Annotated in this window: 12 protein-coding genes; 3 read left to right on the top strand and 9 right to left on the bottom strand. The window is 47.0% G+C overall.

Annotated features, from left to right (window positions below):
- The 5 genes from QUA16_RS31055 to dnaK form a co-directional block, all read right to left on the bottom strand.
- Positions 1-182 (bottom strand): hypothetical protein (locus QUA16_RS31055; RefSeq protein ID WP_333105502.1); only part of this gene is annotated, 182 nt, incomplete at its 3' end.
- A gap of 280 nt (positions 183-462) precedes the next feature.
- The gene (locus QUA16_RS31050; RefSeq protein WP_333105501.1) at positions 463-2,244 is read right to left on the bottom strand and encodes an efflux RND transporter periplasmic adaptor subunit; all 1,782 of its coding nucleotides are present in this window, start codon (positions 2,242-2,244) and stop codon (positions 463-465) included.
- Positions 2,245-2,509: 265 nt separating this feature from the next.
- Positions 2,510-3,118 (bottom strand): PadR family transcriptional regulator, encoded by a 609-nt coding sequence (locus tag QUA16_RS31045; protein WP_333105500.1) that lies wholly within the window; start codon positions 3,116-3,118, stop codon positions 2,510-2,512.
- A gap of 859 nt (positions 3,119-3,977) precedes the next feature.
- The gene (locus QUA16_RS31040) at positions 3,978-4,490 is read right to left on the bottom strand and encodes a DUF4112 domain-containing protein (RefSeq protein ID WP_333105499.1); all 513 of its coding nucleotides are present in this window, start codon (positions 4,488-4,490) and stop codon (positions 3,978-3,980) included.
- A gap of 339 nt (positions 4,491-4,829) precedes the next feature.
- Positions 4,830-6,746, bottom strand: coding sequence for a molecular chaperone DnaK (gene dnaK, locus QUA16_RS31035; protein WP_333105498.1), 1,917 nt, complete (start codon positions 6,744-6,746; stop codon positions 4,830-4,832).
- Between the two features lie 131 nt (positions 6,747-6,877).
- Here dnaK and QUA16_RS31030 point away from each other — a divergent pair, with 131 nt between their 5' ends.
- Entirely contained in the window at positions 6,878-7,150 is a 273-nt protein-coding gene (locus QUA16_RS31030; protein ID WP_333181607.1) for a hypothetical protein, read from the top strand.
- Between the two features lie 7 nt (positions 7,151-7,157).
- Here QUA16_RS31030 and QUA16_RS31025 read toward each other — a convergent pair whose 3' ends face one another.
- The 4 genes from QUA16_RS31025 to treZ form a co-directional block, all read right to left on the bottom strand.
- Positions 7,158-7,703 carry a GNAT family N-acetyltransferase gene (locus QUA16_RS31025; RefSeq protein ID WP_333105495.1) on the bottom strand — a complete coding sequence of 182 codons (546 nt, stop codon included), beginning with the start codon at positions 7,701-7,703 and terminating at the stop codon, positions 7,158-7,160.
- A 6-nt stretch (positions 7,704-7,709) separates the two neighbouring features.
- Entirely contained in the window at positions 7,710-7,958 is a 249-nt protein-coding gene (locus QUA16_RS31020) for a type II toxin -antitoxin system TacA 1-like antitoxin (RefSeq protein ID WP_333105494.1), read from the bottom strand.
- A 116-nt stretch (positions 7,959-8,074) separates the two neighbouring features.
- Positions 8,075-10,870 (bottom strand): malto-oligosyltrehalose synthase, encoded by a 2,796-nt coding sequence (gene treY / locus QUA16_RS31015; RefSeq protein WP_333105504.1) that lies wholly within the window; start codon positions 10,868-10,870, stop codon positions 8,075-8,077.
- Positions 10,871-11,044: 174 nt separating this feature from the next.
- The gene (gene treZ, locus QUA16_RS31010; RefSeq protein ID WP_333105493.1) at positions 11,045-12,868 is read right to left on the bottom strand and encodes a malto-oligosyltrehalose trehalohydrolase; all 1,824 of its coding nucleotides are present in this window, start codon (positions 12,866-12,868) and stop codon (positions 11,045-11,047) included.
- A 316-nt stretch (positions 12,869-13,184) separates the two neighbouring features.
- Here treZ and QUA16_RS31005 point away from each other — a divergent pair, with 316 nt between their 5' ends.
- Both QUA16_RS31005 and QUA16_RS31000 read left to right on the top strand, forming a co-directional pair.
- Complete coding sequence (locus QUA16_RS31005; RefSeq protein WP_333105492.1) at positions 13,185-15,245, top strand: amylo-alpha-1,6-glucosidase; 2,061 nt, start codon at positions 13,185-13,187, stop codon at positions 15,243-15,245.
- A gap of 35 nt (positions 15,246-15,280) precedes the next feature.
- Positions 15,281-16,321, top strand: a complete 1,041-nt coding sequence (locus QUA16_RS31000; protein ID WP_333105491.1) for a glucokinase — start codon at positions 15,281-15,283, stop codon at positions 16,319-16,321.
- The last annotated feature ends 182 nt before the right edge of the window (positions 16,322-16,503 follow it).

The raw sequence follows: 16,503 nt of genomic DNA, 5'->3' as shown, positions 1-16,503 counted from the left end.
TTGACTGTTGACTGTTGACTGTTGACTGTTGACTGTTGACTGTTGACTGTTGACTGTTGACTGTTGACTGTTGACTGATGACTGTTGACTGTTGACTGTTGACTGTTGACTGTTGACTGATGACTGATGACTGTTGACTGTTGACTGTTGACTGATGACTGTTGACTGTTGACTGATAACAATCTAAAATCTAAAATCTAAAATCGATTGACTGTTGACTGTTGAAGGAGGGGTCGAAAAACTGAATAGTTGAGTGTTAATTGTTGACTCAATTTGATTATTCCGATGCAACCGGAAACGATATTAGTTGATAATTGCTAATTCCTCATTGCACTTCAGTCAAAAATTTAAATTGCCCCCTTGTTAAGAGCTGAGCAATCAAGTAGTTTCACATAAAGTACGTAGTTGCGCTTTAGCGCTCTTAAGAGGTGAATTAAGAGCGCCCAATCGCAACAACATACCTTATTTTTTGCCACCTACTGGTAAATTTTTCCCTGCTCCTTTCCCTTCTTCTTGAGCCATAATGGGAACACCGTCTGTGAGGTTAAGGATGCCTGCTGTAACAATTTTTTCCCCGGCTTTCAAACCTTCGATAACTTGATAATTATTCCCCTCAATGGCTCCCAATTTCACGGATTTTTGTCGCGCTACTAAAGGTGGCATCCCAGGTTTTGGCTGTTCTGGCTTTTGAGCTGTGAAGACAAAAGTTTCTCCACCTAAGCGAGTGACTGCTGTGACTGGAACTAAAATTCCGGGGTTCTGTTTCCAGATGACTTTAGCTTTTACAAACTGGAGATTAAGCAGTTCGCCGCTGGGGTTGGGAAAGGTGGCTTTAGCTAAAATTGTTTGGGAATTGGCGCTGACGTTGGGGGAGATAAAACTGATTTGACCTTGGGCGATCGCCTTACCTTGAGCGTCGAGCATTTGTACTGGCAGCCCTAAGCGTAATTGAGGCTGCCGTTCCAAAGGAATTGATAACCGCAAGTCTAGCAATTGGTTCTCAGTCAGGGTGGCAATGGGATCACCTTTTTTCAAGTAATCACCTACTTTCACTGGTATGTCGCCGATGACTCCCGCGAAGGGGGCGATGACAGCAGTTTCTTGTAGTTGTACTTGAAAGCCGCGCACTTGAGCGGCGGCCTCGGCAACTTGCGCTTCAGCTTGATCGATCTGTTCTTGGCGAGTGCCGTTGGCTAACTGCGCTAATCTACTCTTGGCTTGTGCGACTTCTGCTTCGGCTTTGGCTATTTCCTCTGGGCGCGAACCGTTTTGCAATTGCCGCAAAGCTTGCCGCTGCTGTTGCAAGGCCGCTGTGCGGCGCTCGATCTCGGCTTGTCTGTTCTTTTGCCGCTGCTCAAACCGCCTTTGAGCTTCTCGGAGATTGGCTTTGGCGGTGCCTTCTTTTTGGGTGTATTGTTCGAGGGTGTTGGCGGATTCTGCACCTTCTTTTGCCAATGCTTGATATCTGGCAAGCTGCTGGGTGGCTAACTTTGCTTCGGCTGTGCTTGCTTCTATTTGCGCTCTTGCTTGGGCGATGTCTTCTAAGAGGCTACCTGTTTGGGCATCGGCGAGGTCGGCTTCAGCTTGGCTAACGCGGGCTTGGGCTTGACCAATTTCTTCTGGCCGAGAGCCCGATCGCAGTTGAGCGAGGTTGGCTTGGGCTTGGGCGACTTGGGCTTGAGCTTGGGCGATTTCTTCGGGCCTGGTTCCTGCTTGCAACTCGGCTAAGTGGGATTGAGCGCGAATCAGGTTGGCTTGGGATTGCCTCAAGTCAGCTTGGGCGCTGTCGCTTTTCATGCGGGCGATGGCTTGCCCTTTGTTTATGAAGTCCCCGGATTTGACAAAAATTTCCGTGACTAGCCCTTCTGCTTCGGGTTTGATTTCTACTGAACGCTTGGCCTCTAAGCTGCTAACAAATTCCGAGGCTTCTTGGACTGAGCTGGTTTCTACGGCTGCGAGCTTGACTGGTATGGCTTTGGGTTGGGCTGCTGCTGCCGATTGCTGTGGGCGATTATGACCCGATTGCCACGAGTACCAGCCGAAACCTGCTGCGCCTGTGGCGAGTGCGATCGCTGCAATTAGGGGCCAGCGCGATCGTGGTTTAGCAACAGGTTGGGGGCGATCGGCAATAGGCGGAAAATCATCCGGTCGATCGCTGTCTGCATCGGTTGGGTGCAGTTCGGGTGTGGGAGATTTTTGCTCTTCTGTTTCAACGACGGATTCTGGGGATTTAGAATAACTCATTGGCAGCACCACTTAGATTTTTTTTAACTTCTGACTGAGACTTGGGCGAAATCTTTGATTTTCCGGCGTTCCTCTCAAACATGGGGGAATAAGGACAAGCGATTTTAAACAGGATGGAATCGGGAAAGTAACTTTTTAATGGGGTTGGGGTATGTGCAGGGCTTTAGTCCGATCGCAGTCAGCAAAGCCTGGGAGTGATTATTTTTAGGAAAGCTTCTTGTTATCTCTCAAAAGTTACGATGGCAGGAATGATTGCACATCCTTCTTATGACTCACCTGAGTGGGTGAGTTGGAAGGATTTTTCCTGGGAGTCGGCTGATTCAGGGGATATTGGGGAGTCACGCACTCCGGCGATCGCACTTTTTTCCTTGGCTAGTTGCTCGGTTAACCACTCTATCTCTGACGCCAGCACTGACTTGCAGCGATCGCGAGAGGCGAATTGATAGTCGTCGGTTAGTGGATATTCGCTCTTGAGGCTTTCGATGTAGTCTTGCCGGGTGTAACAGGCTCGCAAGCGGTGTTCCAATAGCTTCAGCCGTTCTGCAGGTTCTAAGTCGCCAAAAAAGAAAAACTTGATTTGGAACCGGGAACCACTGTTAACCCAGCTTTCTTGAGGGTGTTCGAGCATTTTTTGCCGCCAGAGTTCGCGCCCTTGGGCGGTAATTCCGTAGATTTTGCGCGGACAGCCCGCATCTCCTGCTTCTTCGGCAATGGTCGCAATCTGGCCTCGCTCTTCCAAGCGCTTCAGGAGTGGGTAAATCGCTCCATAGTTGACGCTGATGCAACTGCTCATAAACAGCTCCAGTTTTTGCTTTAGCCGATAGCCGTGCATGGGTTGTAACTGTAGCAGTCCAAGGGCTGATAATTCAAGCATTTATATCAATTTGATATTATAGTCTGGATTATATCACTATATCTGACTCAAGGGCGATCGGGTCAATCGATTTTCGATTTTCGATTTTCGATTTTAGAGGCGACCCCACGGATAAATGCTCTTTCTTGAGGATTTTAGATTTTAGATTTTGGATTGATTCCACGGATAAATCACGTGGCGGGTACCACCTTTGAAATTCCTGGTCACTACCTAGTTTCAAAGAAAATTGATACTTAAGTACACATTTAATAAATTTTGTCAATACCCTTAAGATATATTTTTCAATATTCAGAGTGAATTTTCTTGTGGAACAGGCATCTTGCCTGTTGTTGAGAGTGGTGCAATAAGTAATTGGACAGAATTAATTACACACTGATTTTTTGCTGATTCTTTACTAGACAAGGCTTGTAGCCCAAATTTTTGTGTAATTAATTGTGTCCTACTACTTATCTCAGATTTCTGCCGCATATCTCTTCTTGGTAAGAGGATCAGAACTTTTATTGGTAGGGGTGGGTTGAATTTTTCAACCCAGACACACTTTAGTATTTATTTATTGAACATTGATTGCAGCCACTGTTTTTTTGTAGCTAATACTCCTCTTATTTTTATTAAGTATTGCTGCGAAAAAAGGGTTTGTTTTGTTTCCAATCGCCCTGTTTTCAATCTACGAATATGTGAGATATTCGCTCGTTTTTGAGGCATTAGAAAAAGCAACGCACCTATGGATACTTAAAGCCAGATGTTTTTTTTCTGTTCGTAATCATCCTCAAAGAGTATTTTCAAGGAGAAGTTCTCCGATTATATGCTATTACTATGAATGACATAAATAGAGGGATTTATCTGGCTCATTAAACCCAATTTAACGCCCTGTAATTACTTGAAATAGCCAGCCAAAAAGCATCACACTCAAGAAAATCACGCCTCCGACAATTAACATCAAACCCAACAGCAATCCCGCCACAAATAGCCAATCGGCTTTTTTGCCTTGTTCAGGGGAACCTAAATGAGCATCCAGCAATTCTATATTTTTGACATTAGCTTTCCAAGCAACATCCAACAAATCTCCGGCCACCGGTACAGTACCAGCAACTGTATCAAATACGATATTACCTGCCATTTTTACTAAAGTCTCTTGAGGCACTCCCATTTGAGCGGATTTGAAGACAACATATCCTGCAAAAACTGAACTGATTAAATCGCCGCCGCCCGGTATAAGTCCCAGTATCGGATCGAGTCCGATGCGGTATTTTGTGCCGGGAATCGGAATTGCATTGTCTAGTAAATGGCTGATCCGGCGGAGTCGGCGCAAGGATGCAACATGAGATGGGCTGGGAGTATTTGGGGAGGAATTTTGTATAGGAGAACGTGACATTTAATTGCTCTCGATTGCGATATTATATCGATTCCGGTTGCACCGTCAGGTGATTGTTGACTGTTGACGGTTGACTGTTGACGCCGTGAACAGTGAACAGTGAACTGTCAACGCCGTGAACAGTGAACTCGAATTTACTATTCCGATGCTAACGGATTTGATATTACTGCTAGTTTATGATATTTGTTGAAGCATATTCTAGTTTTGTCTCTATGCCTCAAGCAAGATTTTTAGTAATTTTAGTCGATCGACTTTGGTTTGTTTTTGAATGAACAGAAACCCGGTTTCTGTTCAAAACCGGGTTTCTTGCGTCTAGCTGGGGGCTTTTAAATTAGCCTTTTATTTGTTGCCTTCTGTGAAGTCGGCGTCAATCACGTCGTCGCCGCCGCCAGTGGGGCCGCCGTCTCCATAGCCACCAGGGCCACCAGGGCCGCCAGGGCCATCAGTTGGGCCGCCTGCTTGCTGGTACAGGTTGCTGCTGACAGCGTAGAATGCTTGCTGCAACTCTGTGGTTAGGGTTTTGATGCGATCGTCATCATCAGTAGCGATCGCGGATCGCAAGTCTTTAAGCAACCCTTCAATCTTAGTTTTGTCATCAGCGGGAACTTTATCGCCCAATTCTGCCAACTGCTTCTCGATTTGATAGGCTTGAGAATCAGCTTGGTTTTTGCGATCGATCCTTTCGCGACGTTCCTTGTCAGCAGAAGCATTCGATTCGGCTTCCCTCACCATGCGCTCGACTTCATTGCTGGGCAAAGTAGAAGCACCAGTAATGCTAATCGATTGCTCCTTGCCAGTACCTTTATCCTTAGCAGCTACATTCAAAATACCGTTAGCATCGATATCGAAAGTAACTTCAATTTGAGGTACGCCACGGGGGGCTGGTGGAACTCCATCTAAGCGGAATGTTCCCAAATCCTTGTTATCATTTGCCATTTCCCGTTCGCCTTGCAAAACGTGAATTTCCACGTTTGTTTGGCCGTCTACAGCAGTCGAGAAAGTTTCCGACTTCTTGGTAGGAATAGTGGTGTTGCGGGGAATGATTTTGGTCATCACGCCACCCAAGGTTTCGACGCCGAGAGACAGCGGGGTAACGTCGAGCAACAAGATGTCTTTGACTTCGCCGGAGAGTACGCCGGCTTGAATTGCTGCACCGACTGCGACCACTTCATCCGGGTTTACCGTTTGGTTGGGGTCTTTGCCAAGGAGTTTTTTGACCAGTTCTTGCACTGCAGGAATGCGCGTAGAACCACCAACTAAGACGACTTCATTAATTGCAGATTTGTCTAATTTGGCGTCGCGGATCGCATTTTCTACGGGGATGCGGGAGCGATCGATCAAATCCGAGCACAGTTCTTCAAACTTGCCCCGCGTCAAAGTCGTGTCCAAGTGTTTTGGCCCGTCTTGAGTCGCGGTAATAAACGGCAGGTTGATTTCTGCTTGGGTAACGCTCGAAAGCTCAATCTTGGCTTTTTCTGCTGCTTCCGTCAGGCGTTGCAGTGCTTGTTTGTCTTTGCGAAGGTCAATTCCTTCGGCTCTTTGGAATTCATTAGCGATGTAATCGACGATTTTTTTGTCGAAGTCGTCACCGCCGAGGTGAGTGTCTCCAGAAGTTGCTAACACTTCAAACACGCCGTCGCCTACTTCGAGAATAGATACGTCGAAAGTACCGCCACCTAAGTCAAATACGAGGATGGTTTCGTTGCTCTTTTTATCTAACCCGTAAGCTAAAGCTGCTGCTGTAGGTTCGTTAATAATCCGCAGCACTTCTATACCGGCAATTTTTCCCGCGTCTTTCGTAGCTTGGCGCTGGGAGTCGTTGAAGTAAGCGGGAACAGTAATTACCGCTTGGGTAACAGTTTCGCCGAGGTATTTGCTGGCGTCTTCTACGAGTTTGCGGAGAACTTGTGCAGAAATTTCTTCGGGGGCAAATTGCTTGCCACGGGCGGGACAGTCTAGTTTGAGGCTGTTGCCGACTTTGAGAACTTTGTAGGAAACTTCAGTGGTTTCGTGGGTTACTTCATCAACCCGACGCCCGATAAACCGTTTTACTGAGTAAAAGGTGTTTTCGGCGTTCATCACGGCTTGACGCTTGGCGATTTGTCCGACAAGTTGATCCCCATTTTTAGCATATGCTACTACAGAAGGTGTGGTGCGACCCCCCTCGGCGTTGGCTATGACGGTGGGTTTGCCGCCTTCCATAACTGCGACGCAGGAGTTTGTCGTACCTAAGTCAATTCCAACTACTTTTCCCATAGGGGTGTTCCGGCTCCAATCTCTACAAAATTTTGGTGTTTTATCTGTGCGATAGTCTGGTTATTCAGGACTGCCATTTTACCTCGCGGTTTACGGGTAGTGAGTCCTGCTTTAATACAGTCTTCGATAGGGTGCTGATCTCTATACTGCGGGCGGTAGACCTTGCGATGAAGGGGTATTTACCGAACCTGTTGGGGGACGGTTGCATCCGTGAGGCTTGCACCGCTACAGTTGTTGACTGCTTTTCTTTACTCTTCCCAATGTACGGTGTGCGATCGATTCGGGTATTGTGGCAAACCGTATACGTTGTGTTGTATTTGCCGTCTTTGTGGTATAAATTTTGTTTGGTTGGTAGGGGCGATCGGTCTTTTGGAGGCAAAATGGAAGTAAAAATTATAAATTAGAGTCATGTTAAGTAGCGGTTGGAGGGGAGGGATTCACAGTTGCTGCCTGTTTGATTGTGTTCATCAGCATAAAAAGTGAAAAGGCTGTTTCCTGGCCTTCTAAGAAGCCAAACTTCTGGTAAAACTCTTTTGCATTCTCGTCTATGGCATCAACTCTGACACCGTAAACTCCTACTATTCTAGATACATCTATTGAGCTAGCAAGGGCGTGAAATAATAGTTGTTTGCCCAGTCCTCTACCCTGCATTGAGCGATCGACCGCAAGTTTAGCAATCAGTATAGCTGGAATCGGATATCTGGGCAGGCTCTGGCGCAGGTCGGCTGGTAAGTCTTCGCGTTCAACTACACCTGCACAGCAAGAATAATAGCCCACTATCTGACTGCCTCCAGGCGAAAAAGCAACAAAAGTTTTGGCAATCCCGTCTCGATCGTTTTTCTGAGCGTACTGTTTGAAATACCTATCTAATTCTGGATTTCCAGAATTAAATGGATCTTTTTTGAGACTGGTTGTAGTGCGCCCTATTCTATCTATCGGAGAAATAATACAGTCCACAATTCATTATTTGTTTGAGTTGCCATAGTCTTGAAATAATTTAATCAGAGCTTCATTAGGGGGAGGCGGATCTAGCCTCATATCTAGCAAAAAATCCCAGTCGCGCTCGGACAGCTTCAAAACAGGGTTGCCAAAGGCTGCTGGGCCGTTGATAGTAGCATCTGCTTCGGCAATGAATTCGTCTAGGACAAATAGGTAAGCCCACCAAGAGAGTCTGGTTTCGGTACTGGTTTCGGTTTTGACGAGCGATCGCATTTTGCTATTCCTCCCGCTACTAAGATTGCTTTCCTGCTATGATTATAACTAAAAAAGCGACAGGTCGAAACCTGCCGCTAGCTGTATAAAGTCCCCCAGGGCAGACTATTTAATTGCTATTTTTTACCGATCAGCAGAGCGGCAGGAAAGTAACTCAGAGCTTCACCAATTGCCAACGTACCGTTACTTTCTACCGCCTGATTTGTAATTGCATCTTTCCAAACCGACGGCATTTGCTCGGATAATTTCAAATTAGTATCTTTCCAGACTTGTTTGCCGATCGGCATTTCTTCTGGTTTGACAATTCCCGTCAAAAACCGGGGAGCAATGACAATAACTGTAGTCTCTCCAAAGCTTCTGGCAAAGGCAACAACATTATCTTTAAACGTGCCAACTGCTTCCAGGGGCAGATAATCGCCAGATTGAAAAACTTGCAAGTATTTTTTTCTCGCTTCTAGCGCTCTTGCCGTCAAAAACAACTTAATTCTCGCGTCTTCTCGCGTCGCAATCAAATCTTCAACCAGTTGCAAAATATCCGTCTGAGCTTGCTCTTTAATTTCCCGCAAAACCTCGATTCGGCGATCAAAATCAACGGGACGGCGGTTATCGGGATCGACGTGACTTAAATCCCAGAATTCCGTCCCTTGATAAATGTCTGGAACGCCAGGAGCCGTGATTTTTAGCAGCGTTTGAGATAAAGAATTGAAAATTCCGTAATTAGCTACCTTTTTACAGAAAGGTATAAATTTGTTGAGAAAGGGATTTTGTTCCGAAGGTTCGAGAACGCTATCGACAAAGGTCATAAAACCAGCTTCGTAGTCGTTATCCGGTCTCAGCCAAGCCGTATAAACTTTGGCTTCACGGACTGCTTTAATCACATAATCTTTCAGGCGCTGGACATAATCAGTGTTTTCAATTCCCTCAAAGGGAAAACTGCCTAGCAGAGTTTGGTACAGGAAGTATTCGTCATTAGTATCTGGAACCATTCGATTCACAAAGTTGACTTTCTTAGAAGAGTTTACCTCTCTCCAAGACCTGACTTGCTGTTCCCATTCATCGGGAATTTCTGACAAAACGTTTATTCTGGCTCGCACATCTTCGCCGCGTTTGGTATCGTGGGTAGCTGTAGCATTCATTTTGTGCGGCCAAGCTACTTGCTGCTTTTGGTTGAACTCGTGAAAATCTACCAGCGACACGCCGAACTGACTGGGATTTCCTCCCACTTCGTTGAGGGATAAAAGCCGATAGTAGACGTATAAAAGGGTGTCTTCAACGCCTTTTGCCATTAAGGGGCCTGTCAACTGCTGGAGTTTCATTACAAAGTGCCGGCGCTGCTCTTTTTGTTCTGGTGTTAGAGTTTCTTCTTCTTCGAGTAACAGCACCGTTTCGATAAATTTAAGTTCCTTGAGGAGTCGGGGTACTTGTTGTTTGGCATGGGCGATCGCATATTTTACGTAAGTGCGATCGGACTCTCTCAAACCGTCTTGATTAATGTAAGTTCGGTAGACTGGAAAAATTGTCAAAACAGCCGCCAATGCTTTTTCCAAACCGGGACGAGTAAAGTCATTTCCCTGTCTCGATTGACCGGAGATATTCTTCAAAAGTTGAGCTAGATTGTCTACATCTCCCGCCAAGTTTTTCTCAACAATCAGCCCTTTTTTATCTAAAAACAACTGTTCGTAGGGAACGTTCAAGCGAGTAAATCTCTGATAGATTTCGCTAAATTGCTGCTCGCGATCGCACCGACAAAAAACGCCATTTACGTAGTTCAAAAAGTCGTAGCCACTCGTTCCCTCAATCGGCCAATATGACGGCAAATCTTCTTCGTGTTCCAGAATTTTTTCAACAGTAATATAAGTGTCTCCGACTTTCTCCCGGAGCCGTTTCAAATATTCTGTGGGATCGTACAGTCCGTCGATGTGGTCGATTCTCAATCCGGTAAACTTTCCCTCATCAACCATGTCGAATATCAGAGCATGGTTTTTGTGAAAAACTTTAATCTCTTCAACTTTTACCGAAATAAGCTCGTTGACCGTAAAAAACCTTCGGTAGTTAATTTCCTCGGCCCCCACTTTCCAGAAAGCCAGACGGTAAAACTGCTCGGAAAGCAATTCGTCTAGCAAATTAAAGCTTTCGGAATTCCCCTTTTCTCCGTTAAAAACTTTGATATTTTCATCGATGAATTCCTGTACAAGGGGATTTTGATTGTAGAGTTCCCACAGCAGTCCTTTGACAAAAGCTATCTGATCGTATCGAGTTTTACCTTTAGTTTCTGAAGGCGTATTTTTAATCAAATAAAGAATTCCTAAAAACTTGATAAAATCTGGATGGCGTCTGCCTAATTCTCTGGCTAAATGCCCCAAGTTATGACTGATAAATTTAGCATAAGATTCAATTCTTACTGGCAATTGTAAGCTATAATAATTGATGGTTAGCCCAATTTCGCTGTATTTGAGTTGAATCTCGCCATTTTCCAGACACTCTCCATAAAAATTGCCCAGCAGTGGAGCCAGCACTCGACCCCTGAGATGTTCGTAAGCGTGATTCCATTCAATATCGAAGTAATCAAAATAGTCGGAATCTGGCCCGTGTTCCAATACGTCTAACAGCAGCAAATTTTGAGTGTCGTAAGCCATGTGGTTCGGAACAATATCTTGCAGCCATCCCATGTTCCGTTTCTTGATTTCGTATGTGAGGCCTTCAAAATTTTCTGATGTTCCCAAATCGGGATTGATTTGATTTGAGTCAACGACATCGTATCCGTGAGAGCTGCCTTTTCTGGCTTTAAATATTGGTGAAGCGTAAACGTCGGTAATTCCTAAATCTTCCAGATAGCTAAGGATTTGTTTGGCGGATTCAAAGTTAAAACCTGCATGAAATTGAATCCGATAAGTTGTTGTGGGAATTCTCATCATGTTAATTTTACTCCTGGGTTTTTCGGGTTTTCTTTTTTAATATAGGAGGCAGAGCCTCCTGAACTGCATTCCCAGGCTATGCCTGGGAATGAGAGAGGCTCTGCCTCCCGTTTCTTGTTCCTAGACTCTGCCTAGGAACGCCTGTATTTGAGGCTCTGCCTCGACTTTTAATTATTCTAATTCGTAAAGTGCGAAACTCTGCGGTTTAACGGTCAATTTTTGCTCTGAATTGATCTTTTCAGGCAAGCTAGAACCTGAACCCATCCATTTTACATCAGCAGAGTCTAAAATTTTGTGACCGTTGCCTTGGGGAAGTGCAGCCGTAAAAGCTACCTCTTGCCTGTTGAAGTTTAGGATGCAGAATATCTGGCTGTCATCTGTCCAGCGACGTAGAAATAAGATTTTTTCCGCTTCAATGCTGGACACTTCTAGACTGTTTTTGTCGAGTTTTTTAAGGGCTGGTATTGTCCGCCGCAGTTGAATCAAATGTTGGTGCCATTCCCAAAGGATTTTGTGTTTGCCTTCGGTTTGTTTTTCCCAGTTTAACTTACACTTGTCGAAAGTCTCAGGACTCTGGGGGTCTTGAAACTCGCCTCGGCCTTCAAAGATTTTAAATTCTTGTTGTTTGTCTTTGCGGATAGCTTCAATTAAGTTTTCGTCCGAGTGGGAAACGAAGTAAAAAAACGGTGCTTCTTCCCCGTATTCTTCTCCCATAAAAAAGAAGGGAATGTAGGGAGAAATTAAGACAGTTCCTGCTGCGAGTTTCAATCCTTCAAAGTCAACTATTTTGGATAGTCTGTCTCCCAAAATGCGGTTGCCGATTTGGTCGTGGGTTTGGGCAAAAACCAAAAATTTATGACCCGGTTCATCCTTAACAGAATTGCCGTGTCTCCGCTTTCTGTGGGGGGCGTACTGGCCGGAGTAAACAAAGCTTTCTTTGAAGGCTTTTTCTAAGTGTTCGCACTTGCCGTAATCTTGGTAGTATCGGTCGTCTTCTCCGGTGAGCAAGGCGTGCAGTGCGTGGTGGAAATCATCGCACCATTGGGCGTCTAGTCCGAAGCCACCGAGTTGTTTGGGACGTACAGTGCGGACATCATTTAAGTCACTTTCGGCTATTAAGTAAAGTTTCCGTCCTAGTTCTTGGGAAATATCGGCTGTGGCATCGGATAGTTCTTGTAAAAAAGGTCTTGCACCTACTTCAAATATTGCTTGAATGGCATCTAATCTCAGGGCATCGATGTGATAGTCTCGAAACCAGTAGATGGCGTTTTCAAGAAAGTAGTTACGCACACCGTCGCTGTAGGCGTCGTCGAAGTTGAGGGGGTCTCCCCAAATTGAGCCGTATTTGGATGTAAAGTAGGGGCCGAAGTCCCTGAGATAGTTTCCTTCGGGGCCGAGGTGGTTGTAAACTACATCGAGAATTACTGAAATGCCCTGTTCGTGGCAGGCGTTGACGAGTGTTTTGAAGCCTTCGGGGCCGCCGTAGGAGTTTTGAACGGCGTAGGGATATACGCCGTCATATCCCCAGTTGCGATCGCCAGGAAATTGGGCTACTGGCATTATTTCGATGGCGTTGATTCCCAATTCTTTAAGTTGTTTTAGCTGGGGAATTATTGCTTCAAATGTTCCGGCTTGGGTGAATGTGCCGACGTGCAGTTCGTAAATAATCATTTCGGCTAGCGGCACGCCTTGCCAATTTGTGTCAGTCCAAGTAAAAATATTTTCATCTATTACTTGCGACGGAGCGTGCACGCCTTGGGGTTGATATTTTGAGGCTGGGTCTGGTCGCTCGGTTTTTCCTTCGATTTGATAAGTGTAAAGGGTTCCTGGTTCGATGTCTGTAGCTGTGGTTTGCCAATAACCTTCTGCGGATTGTTGCAGGGGTATCAGGCGTTTTTTTGGGGAAACAATTTGGACGGCGATTTGTTTGAGGGTGGGCGCCCAAACGGTAAATTCACATTGGTTATTGCCGAGGTAATTTGCTCCTATCTTCACTTTGAGCTGTTCTCCTTATAAAATAGGTTGGTGGTTCGATCGCCCGACGCGCTATCAAATGCTTGCCCTTAACGTTCAGCGCCTGTTTAGACGGTAATATTACTTAATATAACAAACAACTAACTTTAGACAGAGGCATCAAAGGGGAAAATTGGGTAAGGGGCAAAATTAGCGGTTGGTTAGGCTTAAATTAGAGCAGGAATCGGCACGGGGCCGATCGCCAAATTAACGGGCTGCAAGCGTTAATATTTCTGGTTGATATCATGTCGAAAATCTACCTAAAGGTAGGTCAAAAATCAGCGCGAGTGTGGATCTTATGGTTATGGCTTTTGGACGGGAAATCTGCTGCAATCTCGACTCAGCGGAGTCTCGGGAGTGGTTGGTCACAAACGGGATCGGCGGTTACGCTAGCGGGACGATCGCAAATCTCCTCACCCGCCGCTATCACGGCTTGCTGATAGCCGCCCTCAAACCCCCGCTGGGACGCACTTTGATGCTCGCCAAGCTGGACGAGACGGCGGTGTATCACGATCGCGCCTATCCGCTTTATACAAACCGCTGGGCCGACGCGACGATGGAACCCCACGGCTACAAATACATTGAAAGCTTTCACCTCGAAGGCACGACGCCTGTTTGGAGGTTTGCTCTCGCCGACGCTATCCTGGAAAAGCGGATTTGGATGCAGCAAGGTGCTAACACAACATATATTCAATACCGCTTGCACCGCGCCTCACAACCGATCGCCCTCGCTGTCAAAGCCCTAGTCAACTATCGCGACTACCACCACACCACGAGCGTCGGCGACTGGCAGATGAGCCTACAGACCTTAGAAAGCGGGGTTTGCGTGACTGCATTTCCCAAGTCTGTACCCCTGTACCTGCTGACGGATGCCGAACCAGAGGCCCAATTTCGAGTTTCTACGCCTTTATACAATTGGCATTACGGATTTGACCTAGCAGCCGAAAAGCGGCGCGGCTTGGACTACTGCGAGGATCACTTGCACGCGGCGACTTTTCACATGACGATCGCACCGGGAAGTTCTCTGACATTGATAGCGAGCACCGAGAAAAATACCGAACTCAACGGCGGTACAGCTTTAGAAGAGCGTCGCACTTATGACCAACAACTGCTGCAAAACTGGTCAAAAGTGAGCGAATCTCCCGACTGGATCAATCACTTAGTGCTAGCCGCCGACCAATTTATCGTCAGCCGCCCGCTACCGGAGGAACCCGCAGGCAAAACGATCATCGCTGGATATCCCTGGTTCAGCGACTGGGGGCGCGACACGACGATCGCCCTACCCGGTCTCACAATCTGTACCGGGCGATGGGAAATTGCGCGATCGATTTTGCGGACATTTGCGCGGTATGTCGATCGGGGGATGCTGCCGAACCGCTTCCCGGATGCGGGCGGCGCACCGGAATACAACACCGCAGACGCTACGCTGTGGTACTTTGAGGCAATTCGCGCTTATATCGATGCCACGGGGGACGACGAACTTTTGAGCGAGCTCTGGCCTACTTTATGTGAGATTGTCGATTGGCACATACAGGGAACTCGGTATAACATCCGCGTCGATCCCGATGACGGTTTAATCTACGCGGGCGAAACCGGCGTGCAACTGACTTGGATGGATGCGAAAATCGGCGATTGGGTGGTGACACCCCGGATTGGTAAGCCGATCGAACTCAGCGCGCTTTGGTACAATGCTATACAAGCTATGGCAAGTTTTGCTCGAAAACTGGGCAAGCCTCACAATGAATACCAGCAATTGGGCGATCGAACAGCCGCCGGATTCCCTCGCTTCTGGAACGCCTCAACCGGTTACTGTTACGACGTTCTGGACGGCCCAGACGGACACGATAGCTCCCTGCGGCCCAACCAAATATTCGCCGTATCCTTGCCCCTAGACTCGATTCCTCCTCACTCCGCCAACTCCTTGTCAGCGGGGATGCGCCAGGAAACCCGCTATACACCGTTACTGACGCCCATCCAGCAGCGCGGCGTGGTGGACGGCTGCGCTCAACAGTTGCTCACTTCTGTCGGCCTCCGCAGCCTCTCGCCGCAGCACCCGCAGTATCGCGGCGCATACGGAGGCGACCAATTGCAGCGCGACAGCGCCTACCACCAGGGCACAGTTTGGGGCTGGCTGATTGGCCCGTTTGTCTTGGCGCACTTGCACGTATACAATCAACCAGCACAAGCGAGCGAATTCCTCGAATCAATGGCACATCATATAAGGGCCAGCGGAGTTGGCAGTCTGGGCGAAATTTTTGAGGGCGACGCCCCCCACTCGCCGCGAGGCTGCACGGCTCAAGCTTGGACAGTGGCTGAGGTGCTGCGGGCTTGGTTGGCAATTAATACTGTGGGTGTTTAAATGGGGAATGTTATCTTTGGGTGAAAAAAAGATTTATGGCATTATTATTAGCGGGCGATATTGGCGGAACTAAGACAATTTTGCGCTTAGTGGAAAGGACTGTTAACGGTGAAATGAACGCTCTTTACGAGTTTCGCTATCCGAGTGGCGAGTTTCCCGATTTAGTACCGATGGTGCAGCAGTTTTTGACGGAAGCTGCTATGAAATTGGATTTGGTGCCATTGCCTGAAAAAGCTTGTTTTGCGATCGCAGGCCCGGTGGTTAACAACACTGCAAAACTGACTAATTTGCCTTGGATGCTGGATGCGAAGCGTCTGGAACAAGAATTAGGAATATCCCGCGTCAGTTTAATTAATGATTTTGTTGCCGTTGGCTACGGCGTGTGGGGTTTGGATGCTAAAGATTTGCACATTTTGCAAGTCGGAAAACCCCGCCAACACGATCCAATTGCTGTGATTGGTGCGGGGACTGGTTTGGGAAATTGTTTTGGAATTCCAGAGGCAAATGGCATCAAGGTTTTTTCTTCGGAAGGGGGACACGGTGACTTTGCTCCTCGTTCGGAGTTGGAGTTTGAATTGCTGAAATATTTGTTAGCAAAACACGACATTCAAAGAATATCGATCGAGCGTGTAGTTTCGGGACTAGGGATTGTTTCAATTTACCAGTTTTTGCGGGACAGAAAGTTTGCTCCTGAATCGTCGGAGGTAGGGGAAGTTATCAAAAAATGGGAGTCAGAGGTCGGGAAAACTGAGAAGACTGTCGATCCGGGGGCGACAATTGCACAGGCGGCACTCAAAAAGTGCGATCGGCTTTCCGAACAAACAATGCAAATGTTTGTAGAAGCCTACGGTGCAGTGGCGGGAAATCTGGCTGTGACACTGTTACCTTACGGCGGTTTGTACGTAGCCGGCGGCATTGCTGCTAAGATTTTGCCGCTGATGCTAGAAGGGGGTTTTATGCGAGCTTTTACGCATAAAGGCCGGATGGATTCGCTGTTAGAAATGATGCCGGTTCGTCTTGTTTTGAATCCCAATGTAGGGTTAATTGGTGCGGCTGTTTGTGCGGCCGGTCTTTAGGAGAATTTTAAGTAGTTTGGGGCGGGCTCTTCGGCCCACCCCACAAGAATATTTGTGGCACAGGCATCTTGCCTGTGCAAATAGTTTGGGCGGGCTCTTCGGCCCACCCCACAAGAATATTTGTGGCACAGGCATCTTGCCTGTGCAAATAGTTTGGGCGGGCTCTTCGGCCCACCCCACAA

It is taken from the genome of Microcoleus sp. S13_C3 (assembly GCF_036700905.1).
In the GTDB taxonomy this organism is placed as follows: Bacteria; Cyanobacteriota; Cyanobacteriia; order Cyanobacteriales; family Microcoleaceae; genus Microcoleus.
The sequence above is the reverse complement of the archived record's forward strand: the minus strand, read 5'-3'. Positions and strand labels throughout refer to the sequence as shown.